This is a genomic window from Vibrio sp. 2033 (genome assembly GCF_033339735.1).
In genome coordinates, this window is sequence record NZ_JAWOVC010000002.1 from 468,108 (window position 1) to 485,491 (window position 17,384).

General features: G+C 43.6%; 21 protein-coding genes. 10 read left to right on the forward strand and 11 right to left on the reverse strand.

Annotated features, from left to right (window positions below; translation table 11 throughout):
* Window positions 1-17 precede the first annotated feature (17 nt).
* The 3 genes from R7P74_RS05320 to ppiC all read right to left on the reverse strand — a co-directional run bounded on the left by R7P74_RS05320 (window position 18) and on the right by ppiC (window position 2,944).
* Window positions 18-779: an ATP-binding cassette domain-containing protein gene (locus tag R7P74_RS05320; protein ID WP_213885192.1), complete on the reverse strand. Its 762-nt coding sequence runs from the start codon at window positions 777-779 to the stop codon at window positions 18-20.
* 175 nt (window positions 780-954) lie between these two features.
* Window positions 955-2,259: an MATE family efflux transporter gene (locus R7P74_RS05325; protein WP_225473239.1), complete on the reverse strand. Its 1,305-nt coding sequence runs from the start codon at window positions 2,257-2,259 to the stop codon at window positions 955-957.
* A 343-nt stretch (window positions 2,260-2,602) separates the two neighbouring features.
* Entirely contained in the window at window positions 2,603-2,944 is a 342-nt protein-coding gene (gene ppiC / locus R7P74_RS05330) for a peptidylprolyl isomerase PpiC (protein ID WP_080276970.1), read from the reverse strand.
* A gap of 214 nt (window positions 2,945-3,158) precedes the next feature.
* Here ppiC and R7P74_RS05335 point away from each other — a divergent pair, with 214 nt between their 5' ends.
* Entirely contained in the window at window positions 3,159-4,073 is a 915-nt protein-coding gene (locus tag R7P74_RS05335) for a chemotaxis protein (RefSeq protein WP_005385059.1), read from the forward strand.
* Window positions 4,074-4,153: 80 nt separating this feature from the next.
* Here the strand turns inward: R7P74_RS05335 and R7P74_RS05340 are convergent, their stop codons facing one another.
* The 4 genes from R7P74_RS05340 to hutW all read right to left on the reverse strand — a co-directional run bounded on the left by R7P74_RS05340 (window position 4,154) and on the right by hutW (window position 7,281).
* Window positions 4,154-4,690 carry an ATP:cob(I)alamin adenosyltransferase gene (locus tag R7P74_RS05340; protein ID WP_033906781.1) on the reverse strand — a complete coding sequence of 179 codons (537 nt, stop codon included), beginning with the start codon at window positions 4,688-4,690 and terminating at the stop codon, window positions 4,154-4,156.
* 97 nt (window positions 4,691-4,787) lie between these two features.
* Window positions 4,788-5,318 carry a heme utilization protein HutZ gene (gene hutZ / locus R7P74_RS05345; RefSeq protein ID WP_225466685.1) on the reverse strand — a complete coding sequence of 177 codons (531 nt, stop codon included), beginning with the start codon at window positions 5,316-5,318 and terminating at the stop codon, window positions 4,788-4,790.
* Between the two features lie 56 nt (window positions 5,319-5,374).
* The gene (gene hutX, locus R7P74_RS05350) at window positions 5,375-5,878 is read right to left on the reverse strand and encodes a heme utilization cystosolic carrier protein HutX (RefSeq protein ID WP_132936320.1); all 504 of its coding nucleotides are present in this window, start codon (window positions 5,876-5,878) and stop codon (window positions 5,375-5,377) included.
* Between the two features lie 32 nt (window positions 5,879-5,910).
* On the reverse strand, window positions 5,911-7,281 hold the full coding sequence (hutW, locus tag R7P74_RS05355) for a heme anaerobic degradation radical SAM methyltransferase ChuW/HutW (protein ID WP_225473219.1): 1,371 nt from the start codon (window positions 7,279-7,281) through the stop codon (window positions 5,911-5,913).
* A gap of 160 nt (window positions 7,282-7,441) precedes the next feature.
* Here hutW and R7P74_RS05360 point away from each other — a divergent pair, with 160 nt between their 5' ends.
* Genes R7P74_RS05360 through R7P74_RS05385 form a run of 6 tightly spaced genes read left to right on the forward strand, consistent with a single transcriptional unit; the run spans window position 7,442 to window position 12,020 of the window.
* A complete protein-coding gene (locus R7P74_RS05360) occupies window positions 7,442-8,185 on the forward strand; it encodes an energy transducer TonB (RefSeq protein WP_318122726.1) in 744 nt (247 codons plus the stop codon).
* On the forward strand, window positions 8,185-8,883 hold the full coding sequence (locus R7P74_RS05365) for a MotA/TolQ/ExbB proton channel family protein (RefSeq protein ID WP_005385044.1): 699 nt from the start codon (window positions 8,185-8,187) through the stop codon (window positions 8,881-8,883). Before R7P74_RS05360 ends, R7P74_RS05365 begins: the two co-directional genes overlap by 1 nt.
* The gene (locus R7P74_RS05370; protein WP_005375322.1) at window positions 8,880-9,293 is read left to right on the forward strand and encodes an ExbD/TolR family protein; all 414 of its coding nucleotides are present in this window, start codon (window positions 8,880-8,882) and stop codon (window positions 9,291-9,293) included. Before R7P74_RS05365 ends, R7P74_RS05370 begins: the two co-directional genes overlap by 4 nt.
* A 28-nt stretch (window positions 9,294-9,321) precedes the next feature.
* On the forward strand, window positions 9,322-10,191 hold the full coding sequence (locus R7P74_RS05375; RefSeq protein WP_005375320.1) for a heme/hemin ABC transporter substrate-binding protein: 870 nt from the start codon (window positions 9,322-9,324) through the stop codon (window positions 10,189-10,191).
* A 9-nt stretch (window positions 10,192-10,200) separates the two neighbouring features.
* Window positions 10,201-11,238, forward strand: a complete 1,038-nt coding sequence (locus R7P74_RS05380) for a FecCD family ABC transporter permease (RefSeq protein WP_005375318.1) — start codon at window positions 10,201-10,203, stop codon at window positions 11,236-11,238.
* Complete coding sequence (locus R7P74_RS05385; RefSeq protein WP_318122727.1) at window positions 11,238-12,020, forward strand: heme ABC transporter ATP-binding protein; 783 nt, start codon at window positions 11,238-11,240, stop codon at window positions 12,018-12,020. The genes R7P74_RS05380 and R7P74_RS05385 overlap by 1 nt, the downstream gene beginning before the upstream one ends.
* Window positions 12,021-12,133: 113 nt before the next feature.
* Here R7P74_RS05385 and R7P74_RS05390 read toward each other — a convergent pair whose 3' ends face one another.
* On the reverse strand, window positions 12,134-12,595 hold the full coding sequence (locus tag R7P74_RS05390) for a TetR/AcrR family transcriptional regulator (RefSeq protein ID WP_005385033.1): 462 nt from the start codon (window positions 12,593-12,595) through the stop codon (window positions 12,134-12,136).
* A gap of 607 nt (window positions 12,596-13,202) precedes the next feature.
* On the opposite strand from R7P74_RS05390, the gene R7P74_RS05395 reads away from it, so the two are divergent.
* On the forward strand, window positions 13,203-13,502 hold the full coding sequence (locus R7P74_RS05395) for a YfcZ/YiiS family protein (protein WP_005375307.1): 300 nt from the start codon (window positions 13,203-13,205) through the stop codon (window positions 13,500-13,502).
* 88 nt (window positions 13,503-13,590) lie between these two features.
* On the opposite strand, the gene R7P74_RS05400 is transcribed toward R7P74_RS05395, so the two are convergent.
* The gene (locus tag R7P74_RS05400) at window positions 13,591-13,863 is read right to left on the reverse strand and encodes a YnjH family protein (RefSeq protein WP_213866218.1); all 273 of its coding nucleotides are present in this window, start codon (window positions 13,861-13,863) and stop codon (window positions 13,591-13,593) included.
* 319 nt (window positions 13,864-14,182) lie between these two features.
* Here R7P74_RS05400 and R7P74_RS05405 point away from each other — a divergent pair, with 319 nt between their 5' ends.
* Window positions 14,183-14,782, forward strand: a complete 600-nt coding sequence (locus R7P74_RS05405) for a hypothetical protein (protein ID WP_017821237.1) — start codon at window positions 14,183-14,185, stop codon at window positions 14,780-14,782.
* A 74-nt stretch (window positions 14,783-14,856) separates the two neighbouring features.
* Here the strand turns inward: R7P74_RS05405 and R7P74_RS05410 are convergent, their stop codons facing one another.
* Window positions 14,857-15,966 carry a 1-acyl-sn-glycerol-3-phosphate acyltransferase gene (locus tag R7P74_RS05410; RefSeq protein WP_005385027.1) on the reverse strand — a complete coding sequence of 370 codons (1,110 nt, stop codon included), beginning with the start codon at window positions 15,964-15,966 and terminating at the stop codon, window positions 14,857-14,859.
* A gap of 191 nt (window positions 15,967-16,157) precedes the next feature.
* Between R7P74_RS05410 and R7P74_RS05415 the strand changes: the two genes are divergently transcribed.
* Window positions 16,158-16,766, forward strand: a complete 609-nt coding sequence (locus R7P74_RS05415) for an AraC family transcriptional regulator (RefSeq protein WP_213866217.1) — start codon at window positions 16,158-16,160, stop codon at window positions 16,764-16,766.
* Between the two features lie 127 nt (window positions 16,767-16,893).
* Here the strand turns inward: R7P74_RS05415 and R7P74_RS05420 are convergent, their stop codons facing one another.
* On the reverse strand, window positions 16,894-17,376 hold the full coding sequence (locus R7P74_RS05420; RefSeq protein WP_005375301.1) for a hypothetical protein: 483 nt from the start codon (window positions 17,374-17,376) through the stop codon (window positions 16,894-16,896).
* Between the last annotated feature and the right edge of the window lie 8 nt (window positions 17,377-17,384).

Here is a 17,384-nt window from a genome sequence, read left to right on the forward strand (position 1 = left end):
AGGCTCCAGAGATGAGGTTAAGGCAGCAGTTGCGCAAGTTGTTGGCAGAAAGGATGCGAACTTTGCTGAATGGCTTGCCATGGTGCGCCATAAGCCACCATGGTGTTGTCCGCAATCACCAAGACTTTGTCACACGCCAAAGCCGCAGATAGGTCGTGCGTGATCAACAAACCACTGATGTTGCGTTGCTGAACACTGCTGCGGAACAACTCAAGGATCTCCGCTTCGGTGATTGGATCGAGCGCACTGGTGGGCTCATCAGCAATGATCAAGTTGGCACTACCAAGCAACGCAATGGCAATACAAATACGCTGACGTTGACCACCAGATAGCTGGCTTGGATGCTGCGCTAATGCTGCTTTTGGATCCGTAAATCCGAGTTGAGACAGCAAGGTCGTCACCGTTTCTCGGTTTGCTGAAGACAAACGTGTTTTGTTGCCCGTCAATGCCAAACACAGTTGTTGCTCGACAGAGGCCAATGGATTCAGTGCTTTAAGTGCATCTTGGAAAATGACCGCAGGACGCTGAGATTGACTCCGTTGCAGCATGGCAGTTTGTGCGACCTCACTGCTGTTAAGCTGGATACTTCCGTCTACCCAAATATCAGACGGCAAAAAACCTGCGACGGCTTTCGACAACATGGATTTACCAATGCCGGAAGGTCCCATAATGGCAAGAACTTCACCTTGAAACAGCTCAAAAGAAATGTCTTTGAAGAGTGTGCGTTCTGAGTCTGTAAGGCTGAGATTATTAACGGAGAGTATTGGTCGAGAAATCACGGCATCAAACTAAATGTAATAATATAACATCACAAATAATATCATGCGGGTTAAAGCAAGGAAACCAGTCGGAAAGGTTATTTCATCACCTTTTTCAGATTTATCAACAAGGGCAGATAGCTCCCCCCCCCTTGTGATAAGAACATATAAGTTAGGTCATTTGTGACAGTGTGTATTAAAGACACTTTTGTTTAACTTGACCGAGGTATGGAAACAAGAAGACAAAGCGCCCAACGTAGAACAACGTGAATGCCAGCCATAAACCGTGGTTGCCCCAATATTGCACCGCAATAAATTGAGTCACTAAGAACAACACCATGGTTAGAAAGGTAGAGTTACGCACTGGTCGCGTCGTCCCTGTACCGGTAAAGATGCCGTAAAACGTAAGACCAAAACCAGCAACCAACGGGAATGCCAATAACCAAGGGCTCATGTCCAAATACAGCTCAACAAGATTTGGCAAAGTGGTAAATAACGACACCACTTGGTGTTTGAACTGCACTAGCAGCAAGGTCAAGACAACAACGAACGCTGCGGTCCATTGCGTGTTTAGCTTAATCACGTTATCAAGCAATGTCTTATTCTTCTGCCCTACTGCTTTACCTGCAAAGACGCTCGACGCATTCGCCACACCGTCGAACATGTAGCTGACGATAAAGGTCACTTGCATCAAGATTGCGTTCGCAGCAAGCACATCAGAACCAAGCTGAGAGCCTACACGCGCCATCATGTTGAAGAACACCAATAGACACACAGTACGAAGCAGCAGCTCCATATTGGAAGACGCGATGACTTTGAGATCTTTACGCGTCATTTTTGCGGTCTGAATGTAATCAAACAGCGGGAAGCGACAGGTTTTCAACACCAGCACCGCACCAATAACAAACGTCGAAATTTGCGCGATAAGTGTCGCTACCGCAACGCCAGCAATGCCCATATCGAAGTACAACACAAAGACGATATCCAGCACGATGTTCAGCACGTTACCAAACACTTGCGTGAACAAGGTTTCTTTGGCTTTCGCCTGCCCCATCAACCAACCAATCACGGTGTAGTTCAGCAGTACAAATGGCGCACCAAAGATCATGATATCGAAGTAAATCTTAGCGTTTTCTGCCACAACTGCATCAGGGGAGATAATCAGCTCTGCCCCCATCCAAATCACGGACTGCAACGCAATGAAAATCAAGCCAAGGCAGAGCGAAAGCACGAAAGGACGGAATAAGCTGCTCGCTTGATCTTCCGGGCTATTTTTACCTAATGCGATTGCACTTTGCCCGGTAGTACTGACGCGGAAGAAGCCAAACAGCCAATACAAGGTATTCATGATGACGGTGCCTATCGCTACACCACCAATCATCTCAGCCACACCGAGTTTACCGATCACCGCGGTGTCCACCGCCCCCAATAATGGTTGGGTAACAGTAGAAACGATGAAAGGAAATGCGATTTTAAAATAGTCTTTATGAGTCAGGGACATCTTAAATTATGAACAGGATTAATTTTTATAAGGTCGCTATCATATGCGAATGGCGCCCGAACATGAACCAAAGTTCGCCAGCAAGGAATAGCATTGATAATTGATACAACCGGCAAACGTATCCTCATATCAAAGCTTGAAATAGAATAACAACTTATGAGAAAAGCCAAGTTAACTGCATATAAATGAGTTTCTAGTTTGGAAAGATTAGCGTTTGGTGGAGCATGGCAGATCAGAATGTATCTGCCATGTCATAACGGTAGTGATTGGTGAAAAGAGACCGTACAGATGATATTTAATGCTTGTGGGTTTCATCTGACAATGTTTAGGTCGATACCAAGCCTTATGTTCTGTAAAGCACCTTTACAACATGCCAACCGAACTTGGTTTTAACTAGATGCGGCGTTAACACTTCGCCAGAAAAGCACACTTTGTCGAATTGAGGTACCATTTGACCACGGCGGAATTCACCAAGGTCACCACCGCGTTTGCCTGACGGGCAAGTTGAATACTTCTTCGCTAATGTCTGAAACTTTGCGCCTTTTTTCAGTTGCTTGATTATGTCTTCCGCTTGCTCTTTGTGCTTCACAAGAATATGTAATGCGGCTGCTGTATTTGCCATTGATCTATCTCTCACTATTCTGGTCGCGCAAGTGTACCCAATCCTTTTTAACAGACCAAACATTTCTTAATAATAGCTCAGCGGTAAAGGCCCAAATACACGAGGAATATAAAATCGTCTACATAATGAGTTTAAAATACAAACAAGTTTTGCTCAGTTAATCACTATTCTCTAAAAGATTGTCTAAAAAGCTCACATTTGTCTCTCCGATGGTTGAAGCCTTCGTCTGATAAGATTAGATTAGACACAATTCGGTGGTATTTATAAGGTTATTTTCATGGCAAAAGTCGTTAGCAAAGCGAATCAGTCTCAGGGCATGTTGATGTTTAAGCTCACCCTGCAACAGAGTTTCGCTATCGGTACGCTAAAAGTCCGTGAAATCGTCCCATACATGCCAACGACGAAGATCCCTTACTCGCATCATCACGTCATTGGAACCGTTACGATACGTAACTTAACAGTACCAGTGATCGATATGTCAGCGGCTGTTGGCTTTCGTCCTATAAGTGAAGAAGAATATAAAAGCTGCTACTTGATCGTGACAGATTGCTTGCGAACCGTGGTTGCTTTTATGGTTCGTAGTATAGAGAAGATCATTGAGTGCGATTGGAAAGCTATTGAAACGCCACCTCCGAGCGCTGGAAAAAATATTTTCGTGACTGGAATTACTCGCTACGAGGACAAAACTGTTCAAATGCTGGATGTGGAACTGCTACTTTCCAAAATTTATCCGCAGTACGAGAATTCAAAGATACCAATGCTGACAGATATTGAGCGAGAACGCCTAAAAGCACTCAGTATTCTATTGGTGGATGACTCTTCCATCGCTCGTAAACAGCTGTGTGACGCACTCGATAGCATCAATATTGGGTATCAAATCTGTAAAAATGGTTTAGATGCATTGGAACTGATGAAAAGTGACGCTGCGGCTCATCGCCCAATTGATATTCTGGTCAGCGATATTGAAATGCCCGGATTAGACGGTTATGAGTTAGCATTTGAAGTTCAGAATAATTCCTCTCTGAACCATTCATACCGCATTTTACACACATCGTTATCGAGCGAAATCTGTGTAGACAGAGCTCACCAAGTTGGCGCGCATGAGGCACTTGAGAAATTCAATGCAGGAGAACTAATCGAAGCGATGCTTCGCGGAGCAAAAGAGCTAGAAGCCAAAGCTATGACTTCTTAACTCTTATTGGACGAGTTGATTTGAGAATATAATGCAGTGCTTGTCCTACCCCTGATGCTCACATCCGCTAATTTCTCAGCTCACTTCTTTGGCATCGCGTAACTACGAGAAACGAATTCCGTCTCTTTGACTTGATGAGTATGATTAATATAAGAAGCTAGGCTGTAAAGTACATTCGCTAATAAGTTCGCGTATCGAAACAAAATAGGTGCGGGCTGCTTCTTACCTGTATGTTCAACGGCAACTAATGCTCGTACCGTTTTTTTAGCTTGGCAACGGCACAAATGCAATTGACTGGCTGCCGGGTGCCCTCCGGGTAGAACAAAGCCTTTGAAGCCACCATCAATGCGTTGCTTGAGCAAAGCATAATCGGCCTTTAACTCTTCAACTTCCGTCTCTGTAATCGCTAATTTTCCGCGAACCGAACCATTTAGATGATAAACATTAGGCTGCATTCTTGTCAGTATATCGCGGCTAAACTCGTCCAACTCCATAGCGAGAACAAGGCCAATACGACTACAAAGTTCATCTGCTGTAATTTCAAAGTCACAAACCGGACTGTCCTCGTAAATAAACGGATAGCAAATCTCGCTCAATTCCTTGCTTACAGGTTTCATGCTTTTGTTCCAATATAAAAAAGGGAGTCAGTATAACCTAACTCCCTTTAAACGTTCATTATGCCAAATGATCGACATTCATATGATCGGTTTACAATCAGGCACTTTCGACTTTCTTGTGACCTTCTTGAAGGTGAACAAAATCGACTAAATCATCACCAGACACTTGATACGCCTGACCAAAACCTTTAACAAATAGCCCCGATTCTGGCTTTAAGTTGAACAAAACGAAATCCTCTAGCTGGCTTAGACCATCAATAATCTCACCAAAACGCTCTTTCATTTGTCCAACAACTTGTTGCCACATCTCTGTGTCTCGCTCAACTACATTTGCTACCGCATCAAAAGTTAAGCGCTTACGAGCAAACAACTGCTTTGAAGACTCTTCATCTTCAATCATCATCAATGAAACATTTGGATTTTCTAAAAGGTTACGGGCATGACGAGCGATTTTAGAAATGAGAACGAAATAACCTCCCTGGTTTTGGACATAAGGCGCGTAGCTTACATTCGGGCGACCTTCTGCATCGACAGTTGCAAGCTGAAGTGTACGGCGCTCCTGACGAAACTCTTTGATCTCTGGCCCTAAACGACCTTGCAAACGCTCTTGTTTAACTTGTTGATCCATATTGATACCTGACTTTACTAATTAGTATTCGAGTTAAGCCTCGATTATGTTTGTGATTACTTTTTTAATTCGGCTTGTAGGGCGCGAAATGCGGTGACTTGCTCTTCAATCAACTCGCGCTTTTCGTTACGGCCTAAATAAACCTTGAAAATATTACTTCCGCACTCTGAGAAAAAACCAAAATAGTGACTCTCTCTACCCATAAACGGTTTACTGACTAATGCGACATTTTTAACGTTATCTAATTTAAGGTGGCCGTGCAGTTCACCTTCTCTACCCATTAAATTGTAATAGCCACGCGCCACTTTTCCTTTTGGAAACGGCGCTTTAACTTCAAAGATAGAACCAAAAGAGTGGACGATGGTCGTCACCGGGCCAAAACCAACCAAACTTTCTAAGATGCTTTGCGCTTGCTCTCCTGGTGCAATAGCCACCATTTCCTGAGGTAGAGCCGCAACAACCTCAAACTCGGAAATGCCAAGACGCTCTGCCATCGCAGCTGGCAATAATCGTGGTTCTTGCTCTAGTAATACTTCAACTTGTTGCTTGATTGATTCCATTGTGTCTTCCGTTTTTGTTCAATTTGTTTTCATTAATTATTGGATGCTTTCGGTACGGTTTCGTTCATCTCCGACGTGAGTACCTGAATACAACTTTGAGCCAATGACACTGCCCAGAAGCTGCCTGCAAGAGTAAGGACTGCGCTACGTTCATGTAGTTGTACTAAGCCTTTCGCTTGCCACACTTTAAATAGAGGCAATAAAAACCCGAACGCGTCCTCTCCCATAAATGATGGAAGTTGATTTGCTTGAACAATGCCACGGTCAAACGCAGATTTGAGTGTAGAAAAAAGTGGTTCTAGAGGGCTTTGCTTCATCATCATCGCGATGGTGCTTTGACCTTCTTTGACCGCTTTAATATAGGTCTCTAGTGTGCGGTGTTGCATCATCCCGTAGCCACCTATATTACCTCCAGCACCACAGCCAATTGGCAATACCTCTGCATAAGTCTTGGCTAAACTATTGTATAAACTACGCTCGCGGTTATCGATTGCCCAATGGTTCACACTCAGTTGCTTCATATGGTGTTTGGCCATAAAGTTCACACCGAGCTCATACATTCCCGCTTTTTCTGGTGTGGTCGCAGGTGGCGGGATTTTTCCCTTTTCTACGAGGTTGAGCATGGGAGCTGACCCGCCAACCACTAACTGATACAAATCCAGTCCGTGTGCGCCAGTCGAGAGGAAATCATTTAAATCTTGCTCTAACACTTCTTTGGTTTGATAAGGTAAGCCATAGAGTAAATCGATAATGACCGGAATTTTGTCTTCTTTGGCGATCTCGCTCACTCGTTTGAGGACATCTTCCCTATCATCTAAACGTTTTGCGCTGCGGCGCACTTGTGTATTAAAACTTTGCACACCAAAAGAGAAACGATTAAACCCACCCTCTAAAGCGCCTTGATACAACTCATCAGAAAAACGATTGATGCGACCTTCTAAGGTAATTTCGCAGTCTGCAGCCAAAGGAAAGTGGTCTCGGATAGCCTGGCCTAACACACGAACCTGTACTGGAGATAAATCCGTTGGCGTTCCGCCCCCGATATATACGGCGTGAAAAATACCATTTTGTGTCCAAGGTAATGCCGCTTTCTCTCTAAGCTCCTGCATTAATGCTTCAAAGTACTCATCAACCAGTGTGCGACTTGCAGCATTTTGAAAGAAGTTACAAAAAGTGCAACGAACGCGACAAAACGGAACATGAATATAAAGACAGCGTTTATTGGTCACTTTAATTGAGTTAGCCGTAATACTCGAAAAAATCGCCTGTTGTTGAGACGAGGGCACAGGTACGCTCGCTCCCCCGGCATGTGCAGAATGCTTCTTAACAAAAGCAAATCGCAATGGATCAGGACTATCACTGCCCAACACTGATTCATCAAGCTTATCGATATCGACGCTCATATATACTCGCTTAACTCCCATCATGTAAGGGATGGAAGCTGATCTTAAAAATTCTGCAAGAATCATAATTTGAGCGTAATGATAATGCAATTGATAATTGATCTTATTTCTATTGTAAGTAATAATCTGCCCAAGTTTTCATAGTTTCCCGAGATATTCCGTGAACGTACAAAGATATGTCATTGCAGGAGGTGCTTCCCTTGCCATCCATGCCGCACTTCTTTTTGTTTCTCAAGAGACAAAGGTGTTCGCGATGCCGGCTGGAAACCCAGCAAGTTCGGTAAGTCTAAATCTTGTGTCTGCTCCTCCCGCTGTCGAAAAATCTACACCAGAAAATGTAGCGCCACCAAAAGAGCAGCCTCAAGACCAACCTGAACCAGAAAAGAAGATTGTAAAAAAACAGGTCGTCAAGAAAGACGCTGTTAAGAAGAAGGTAGTAGATAAAAAACCAGAACCGGTTAAACAATCTAAACCTAAAGCGGTCGAGCCCACCAAAACCGTAACAAAGCAAAAGGTTCAGCCCGAAGCGAAACCAAAGAAAAAAACGGAACCGGTGAAGAAAGAGACGGTAGCTCAACAATCCGCACCTGCGAGCCAATCCAAAGGGGCAACATCTCAGCCTGTCTTGGTCGACAAACCAACGTTTGTGAGTCAACCAACACAACCCCGTTACCCAAGGTCTGCACAAAGACGCGGTATTGAAGGTGTAGCCTTGTATGAGATATGGCTAGATGAGAATGGTAACCAGATTAAACAGGTTTTGATTGAGTCTTCCGGCACAGAGTCGCTAGATGCCTCAGCACTTCGTGCGATCAAACAGTGGCAATTTACACCACATATTTCAGGTGGGCTAAAAGTCGCTCACCGAGTACAAGTACCTGTTCGTTTTAAGTTGGATGGATAATGGAACAACTACAAGAATTACAAACTCAATTTGGGCTGATGACATGGCCTTTGATCATTTGCTCAGCTCTAACCGTGATGATCATCGCCGAGCGATTATTCCATGTGTTAATTAGCCTTGGTGTAGGAAAGCGAGCCATTCGCCAAAAGCTCACAGGATTAGACCCAACAAATGGGAGCGAACTTGAAGCACTTGCTGAAGAGTTGTCGAATAAGCGGCCGCTTCTATACCGTGGTGTTGCGATGTTGCTTGCTCATCATTCGTTTTCGAAATCTTTAAGAGAAGATGCCGCAGGTATTTGGCTGCAAGAAAAACGCCATCAGCTGCATTCCGGCCTTCGTTTGCTGACGCTGATTGGTGTCATCAGTCCTTTAATTGGCTTGCTTGGTACGGTACTTGGCTTAATTGACATGTTCAAAGGCATCGCGGTTTCAACGGGGAATATCACTCCGAATGATTTGGCTGACGGCCTAGGTCTTGCCATGCGCACCACTGCCGCGGGTCTCATTATCGCACTTCCTGCCATTTCAGGAGCGCAGATCATTGGTTTGTGGGCGGATCGTGTAATCGCCAAGCTTGAGCACACTTTAAACTACGTCAACTTATGGCTTGAAGGTATCTCGTTACAGCATGTCTCGCCAGACCACTCAAAAGTAACACTGCGCTCTTCTGAGAAGATTGAGGCTGCAACTCAATGATTAAAACACCACAAGAAAATAGTCGTAACGGTTTAACCCCCGATTTAACACCGCTGTTAGACATTATTTTTATCGTCATGGTTTTCCTGATGTTAACCGCAGCGGTCAAACTCGATTCATTAGACGTCAATTTACCGAGCACAGAATCTCAGGCTGTTGCAGATGTCGATAAGCAATCCATCACGGTAAATATTCTTAAAGACGAGCCTTACTGGGCTATTAACGGCAAGACATATATCGATTGGGACAACTTTACCCTCGCGCTGTTAGAAGAGAGTAAGTCAAGCGATAAACCGATTGTAATTGGAGCAGAAAAAACCGCGAATATTCAGTCGCTAGTACAACTTCTCGGCTTTTTACAAGAAAACGGAATTCAAGCAACTCAGTTACTCACTGAAGAGCCATCATAAAAATAAGTAAGATAGAGATCCTTTCAAAATGAAGAACACACGCATCACTATTCATGCTGTTGTCACGGCAGCTATTTCCCTACTTGCGAGTAGTCAACTTTTTGCCAATGAAACGCCATCCTCAGAGCGCGTTGTTAGCGCAGGCAGCGCCGTCACTGAACTCTTGCTTGAACTCGACGCTAAAGATAGCTTGGTTGCTATCGACGTCACCAGTCAATTACCAAAAGGGATGGAACTGCCTAAAGTGGGCTACCATCGTCGTCTTTCAGCGGAGGGGTTGCTCGCCTTACGTCCGACAAAAGTCATTGGTTCTGATGAGATGGGGCCGAAAACAACATTGAGCCAATTGAAATCGGCTGGCGTAGATGTAGAAATTGTTAATACTGATGCAAATGTCGAGGGCCTTTATCAACGTATTGATCAAATTGCGAACCTTATGGATCGCAAGGCTCAAGCTGAAAGCTTAAAGCAAGATGTCCAGGCGCAAGTACAAGCACTCAATGCAAACCAACCTGATCAAGCGAAGAAAAAGAAAGTGCTCTTTCTGCTGATCCATGAAGGGCGACCTGCAAATGTTGCGGGCTCACAAACGACACCCGATGCAATTATTCAACTCGCCGGCGGACAAAACCCAGCCGCTACACAACTCTCGTCTTACAAGCCTCTATCCACAGAAGCGATGGTAGAGATGCAGCCTGACGTGATTCTTGTTAGCGGTCGCAGCTATGAAACGTTGGGTGGTGCCGATGCAATTTTAAAAGCAATGCCGCTTCTTGCTGCAACACCCGCTGGAAAGAACAAAGACATCATAACGATTGATGGCCATGCTCTGGTAGGTGGTTTGGGCCTTAAAAGCCTTGCAGAAGCTAAACGCTTGAATGCACTGCTTTACCCATAGAGACATGACATGTTGTTAAGACGCATCCCCCTTTCAACGACGTTATCAGTGCTTAGTGGATTTTTAGCATTTATTGCTATCGCCTCTATTACCGTTGGCCCAATGAACATTAGCTTTGCTGACAGTTTGCGTAGCCTAACGGGAGGCAGTTCTGATCTCGCTCCTCACATTCAGTTGGTCATTAACGAAATCCGATTGCCTCGCACCATTTTGTGTATGTTCATCGGCGCCATTTTGGCAATTTGTGGTGTGGTTATGCAGGGCTTGTTCCGTAACCCATTAGCCGAGCCTGGTATCATTGGTGTGTCTGCTGGCGCTGCTCTTGGTGGTGCATTCGCTATTGTTGTATTTGCTGAATTTAGCCAAAACTATCCGCAACTAATGAACTTAGCGGCTCTGCCTCTTTTTGCTTTCCTTGGCGGTGCACTAACGACTATTCTCGTTTATAAACTCGGCACAAGTAAGTTTGGTACCTCAGTTACAATTATGTTGTTAGCCGGCGTTGCCATCAGCGCGCTCTCGGGTGCTGCGATTGGCTACATGAACTTTATCGCAGATGATCAGATGCTGCGAGATTTGACGCTTTGGTCGATGGGCTCATTAGCTGGTGCAAATTGGTCAGGGATTGCTCTATCTGCTGTAACACTCGTCATCCTATTGCTCTGGTTTCAGAAGAAGTCGATGGCGCTGAATGCTCTGTTGTTAGGGGAATCAGAAGCAAGACACTTAGGAGTTCCGGTTCAAAAACTCAAACGTCAGCTTATTTTACTTTCTGCACTGGGTGTTGGTATTACGGTGAGCATCAGTGGTGCAATTGGCTTTATTGGGCTCGTGATTCCTCACTTAGGGCGCATGCTCGCTGGGCCTGACCATCGAACGCTATTACCAATATCTGCCTTAATGGGAGCACTGCTTCTTACTGCCGCAGATATGTTTGCTCGTGTTGCCGTGGCACCAGCTGAATTACCAGTTGGAATCGTGACCGCATTGATTGGCGCGCCCTTTTTCATCTACTTATTGTTCCAGCAAAAAGGGAAGATTTTGTAATGAACCAGATCGTTTTATCGGGGAAAAACATTTCGATGACGTATGGCAACCGTGTGGTGATCGATGACATCAACATTGATATCCGAGCTGGTGAAGTGACCGCCCTACTCGGCCCCAATGGCGCAGGTAAAAGTACTTTGCTCAAGCTTCTATGCGGTGAGATCTCTTCGAATCATCACATCACCTACTTCGGTAAACAAAAGCATGATTGGGAGCCTGAAAAAAGCGCCAAACATATTGCAATGCTCCCGCAGCACAGCACCTTAACCTTCCCATTTCTAGCCAGAGAAGTCGTAGAGCTGGGGGCAATACCGCTATCACTGTCCAATAAAGAAACCACTAAACTGGCTTTACATTACATGGAACAAACCGACGTATTGCATTTAGCAGAAAGCCTGTACCCGTCTTTATCTGGTGGAGAAAAGCAACGACTGCATCTAGCACGAGTGATGACACAACTACATCAATCTGGCGAAAAACGAATCTTAATGCTTGATGAACCTACCTCTGCGTTGGATCTCGCCCATCAACACAACACGTTAAAAATTGCTCGTGAAACGGCAAAAGCACAGAACGCTGCGGTGGTTGTGGTGTTACATGACTTGAATCTAGCCTCTCAGTACGCGGACCGCCTTGTACTCTTGCATAACGGGAAACTAGTTTGTGATGACACGCCATGGAATGCACTAACGTCAGAGCGCATTGAACAAGTTTATGGCTATCGCTCTATTGTGACAAAACATCCGACGCTAGACTTCCCTCAAGTGCATGCCGCAGCATAAAGCGTATCTCCTCTAAAGCCGTCTCGAAAACACTTTGATACGACAAAGGCCCGCAATATGAGAGTTGCGGGCCTTTGCTTTGATATTGGCAGAATTTGTTGCTTTAAAGGCTATTACTTGCTCATTTGGATCAATGAACGACCAATCAACCACTCAAGCTCTTTGTCACCACCCGCACCAAACTGGCTTTCAACCATTTTGTATAAGCGGTCAATACCATTAGCAGCAAATTCTTGCGCATTTTCAGCGGTGACAATGTGATGGAATAGCAGTCGTAAAATCGCGAGGAACTCAGCATCTTCCAGCGCTTTAATCCAACTTTGTGAAAATGCATTTAATCCTTTATCAAACTCTAAGTGTTCAATAAACATTTTAAAGATACGGCCATCCAGTGCGGCGGTGAAGTCCGTTTTCTTAGGGAAGTGATGGCTAATACCGGTACGCGATATACCTGTCTGCTGGCTTAGCGTCGTGTACGACATTTTGTCGTAACCTAATCTGAGTAGCTGATCAATAACGGCATCCATGATCTTTTGGATAGTGATTTCGGTATCTTCTTTACTACGCTTTGGCATATTTTAAGCTCTTCTCTTTGTAAATCCATCTAACTCACTATTAAATGAGGCCAGAATGAAATCATTCTTAGCATTATACCCGGCTCGCCGATGCGGTTCGATTAGCGAAAACCTAGAAATCAGGTTGCTAAGCGCTGCACTTGAAAGCGCTTTGGGTATATGTATTGCGACTATTTAATATCATGTCGAGTTCCAAACCATAACGTCTTTACACTGCGTAATGTGTAATTTTCAGTTATGTTTTTGTCAATACATGCTACTCAAAATAAGGCGAAAAGTTAGTCTCATCAAAACCTTGCGCCAATTATTCATCGAAACTATTCAAAGACCAAGAATGATAATTATTAAAAATAATCAATCAAGAAATAGTCTTATAAATTAACCATTAGTTCAACTGGACTGAGCAAAATCTCGTCACTATGTTCGTTAATTGATTTTAAATGTTGATATATATCACATTAACGTTCTTGATGATTTAGTAATCCAATCTTTAACCCTTACTTAACAAGTGCCTATTCTGTTCCTTTTTTACGCAAAAGTCGTCATTTTTGTAGATACAGATCAAATACCTGATAGAATACCCTTAGTATTTACAAGAGGATTCGTTATGAGTGTCGAATTAGAAAAAAACCAAGTATGTGAGGCCTGCGGCTGTGCTGGCGAGATTGGCTTTATCATCAAAGAAGGTGACGAAGTTGCCGACGTAACGGTTTTCGCACAGACAAAAACAGAGCTAGAGTCTGAACTACAAAAATACATCGAGCTCGCTAAATCAGTATGTGCTGATGTTGAATACAATGTTTCAGAAATAACCGAAGAATCGAACCAAGCGACGGCTCGATTCAAATTTGAAGTAAGTGCTGAAAAACTTATCTTTGAATTAAAAACGCGCTCACTCGCGCGTTAATGAAAAAAGCGAGCATGATGCTCGCTTTTTATTTTTCCAATCTCTTAATCTTAAACCGCTCTAAATGAAACAGACAACTTCGGCGCGTTTATTTATCTTTTCTGAACACGACCCACTTTAACGAGCCATTGGTTTCAAAATCGTTCTCAGCGGTACACATCAGTAATACGCCTTCAACATTAATCACGGCCCCTGTGGTGTAGGCTTTATCATCGTAGTAACAGATACGCTGACCTACCTTACCGTCAGCAACTATTAGCGCTTTGTTTTCTGGTGTACTGTATGATTTAGCAAAAACGGAACCCGACAGCAGTACTGCAAAAACACCAGCGGTAAAAATAGATACACTTTTTAACTTCATGAAAATCTCCCTCAAACCTCAATAATACTAACAAGGACCTTTGTGAAGTTCTTGGAAGAATCTCATATTATTCAAATATCTACTGATATTTTTCTCACCTCTACACTTGGGTCTGCTTCACATTCAATCATTTAATTTATCTCATTTTAGTAAGCTTGAAGTTACTTAGCTCAGTAAAGAAGCGCACACTTTTAACGTGTATCTCTAATTTGAGTATTTAAGTTATGAATCAAAAACTGTGAGCAAAAAATGCATAATAGGTTTATTTAAGTATAAGATAAGCACCTGTTGATCTCGGTATTTAACTAACTCTTTGACTATGCGTTTTGTTTCCCTATGCCTTACTTCAATCCTACTCTGCTCGTCTCCTTTGGCATATGAGCTAGATTACTATTCTAAGTTTGGTCACATCGATAATTACGGCAATCTTGATCTTAGAAACAAGCCTTACACCCAACTACCCTCTGGCCTAGTGGTAAAGGGCAACTTAAACATCTCACAAACCCCTATCAAAACCTTGCCTAAAGGGCTTGATGTTGAAGGCAGTCTGGAAGCAACTAACAGCGCACTCAAAGTTATTCGCTCAGGAACAAAGATAAAAGGCTATGCAAACCTACTAGGTAGTAAGATCGAAAACTGGCCTAAAGGCATCAAACTAGGCGGTTACCTAAATCTGACAGATACACCGTTAAAAGCGCTTCCAGCTAAACTTCGAGTAAAAGGTGATCTAAGTGTTATTCGCACTCCCATTTCTGAACTTCCTGAAGGATTGGTGGTTGATGGTAATCTTTATATTGGAGGATCAGCGCTGAAAGTATTTCCAGACACAATGACGGTGAAAGGGAATATCTATTTAGGTGGTAACAGGATCACCAAATGGCCTAGCAATTTAACCCTTGGTGGCGCCGTCGCACCTTAAAGAGCAGATAAACAAAAGCCCCGGCAGACCGAGGCTTTAAGGCATTCTGAATCAACAGAGTTCAGTGACGAAAGTTACTCTTGGTTATTCACAGGATTGGCATAGCTCGCCACCAAATAAGGTCTTGCGCCTTCAGGTAGCTGATCCAACTTATCCGCGAGATGACGCTTAACTGCTTCCGTAATGATGCTCGAATCTTCATGCCCAGCAGCTAACAAGTTGATTGGGTACAACTTGTAGTTGTTGTGAATTTGGCGGTCGATTTCACCAGCAAGAGATTCCGGCGTTTCAAACTCTTGCTCAATCACATCACCAAACGCAACATGTACACGGCCTTTATAGCCAACGATACCTTGAATGATGCTTTCGATATCTTCAAATTCGCCTTTTTCATAGCGGCCATTTTCTGCTTTTTCGTACAGCTCTTTTGCTTTGGCAATGTCACATGGATCATTTTCATAGGCAATCGAGACAGGAACGATTTTCAGAGAACGCGTGTACTCACCAAAGCTGATCTTTTGTTTACGACCTTCAACATGGAACATTTTTAAAATCGCAGGATCAGTAAAGTCGTTTCCATCTTTAGCACGGCCTTCCTTTTGGGCAATCCAAATTGAATTGCCAGTATCAAGCGAATGTTTGATATAGCTTGAAAGTTGTCCCAATGCTTTCATCATTTCTCTAGGCGCTTTAGCAGAGCGCTTAACGATGAAGCTCTTATTGAGTCGCATCAATTCTGTCGCACATGGCTTCTTCAGCAGGTTATCGCCAATCGCTATACGAACTGTACGGTGCCCACTTTGGTACAAGCCATAGTTTACGAGCGCAGGGTCCATCGCAATATCACGGTGGTTAGAAACGAATAGGTATGACGTGTTTTTATCCAGCTTATCCAAACCAGAAAAAGTGACGCCATCCGTTGTCTTATTCAATGTATCTTTCAGATACTTCTTCACTTCAATCTGAATTGCTTCGACAGAATCAAGCTTGCTCCACTTAGCTTTCAGGTAGATGCGCAGGATCGGGCTCATTAGCGTTTTGAACCATGCTGCTTTATTAGCAAAGCGATGTTCTAGGATAGCAGTGATAAATTCATCATCTTGAATTAGACGATCCAGCGCTGCTGGAATTTCTTCGTCGTTGTAAGGACGAATTTCAATATAAGGATCGGTATTGGCTGTCATTGTTCATTACATATCAAAAAAAGCTGGCACATTTTACGCATAGTTTTGCTGACAAGCAGCATTTCAACCCATACTTTTAACATGGTCATACCAGTTAAGCCACCATTTATCATGCTAAAAAATTCTCTCAGCAGGTTGGAATCGTATGGGTTTAACGTTACCCTTAGCGCCAAAAAACACTGGTACTCATAATGAACTACGCAATTGAATTTCACGACGCTAAATACCCCTTTCTTGATGTAGCTGCGCGTAAAAAAGCATTGAAGCACAGTCTACTGTCTGTCATCGAAGGGTTAGCCGTCATTAAATTGGGTAAGCAGGAGTATGCCATTGAACCAGGCCAATATTTTTGGATTCCTCAAGGATGTTTGAGCTCCCTCACCTTTTTACCTAATTCTCGTGTATATCGTTGTGATTTTTCTGTGCGTTTAAATGACGACTTCTCACAACAGGCGGGCTTTGTGAAGCCTTCACCGCTACTCAAAGCGCTCGTCGAGAAGCTAGCAACAACTGCCGAACGCTCGGATCTGCAAACCGATCTACTGACAGTAGTAAGACATGAAATATTGACGCTGTCTCCTAAACTAGCGCACTCAACGTTAACGAGAACCATCAATCAATGGACTCCTGGCTGTGACATGAATATTTCTAAAGAGCTTTGCTTGGTACTAACACTACGTGAAGCAAGAAAAATGAAACTGTCGGGGAAGAAGGAAGAGCAAATTGTTGACTCTCTTTTTGCTGGTAACATCGAAGAATATGAACAGCTTTGCTTTTTAGTCTTTGGAGAAGCGCTATAACTTGCTCTTCAACAAGCTACGTGTTCAGCATTACGTAGAATTACGGACACAGAAAGTAGAGATTCAAGTAAAAGCAAAAAGGGCGTACATTGATAATGTACGCCCTTTTTTCATTTGCTTGAGGTGTCTAGAAAGGTACCTCTATCTGCATCATCCAGTCAGCGTCATAATATTCGTGCCAACGATAATCAAACCGCATTCTTGGCTGTCCGTCGGATTTATCACCAAAACCAACGCTGAACATCAACCCGTGACTACGAAGCCACTCTTCTGTATCCATTTTACTCTCTTCGTCTCGGAGCTCTTCCGGCATCCAAAAACCAAGACCAAAGTAATTCTTTTCTAAGTTTTGAGTTAGAAGTGGGGTCTCTTCCGGCTTAATCGCCCACTCCTCCCAATAGTTTTCTGTTGGTCCTTCAAGCTTCGCTTCCGCTGCATACCAAATCAATGCTTCAGTACTTAACACGCCGATGGAATCTAAAATTTCTTCACAGATTGGAAGAGTGTTATCTTCAAACACCACGGAACGATCAGAAAAATAGTTACACGCGGAATGAGCTTGTGTCACCACAAGCAGCGCACATGCACTAAATAAAACGACTCTGACCATGAAAATCT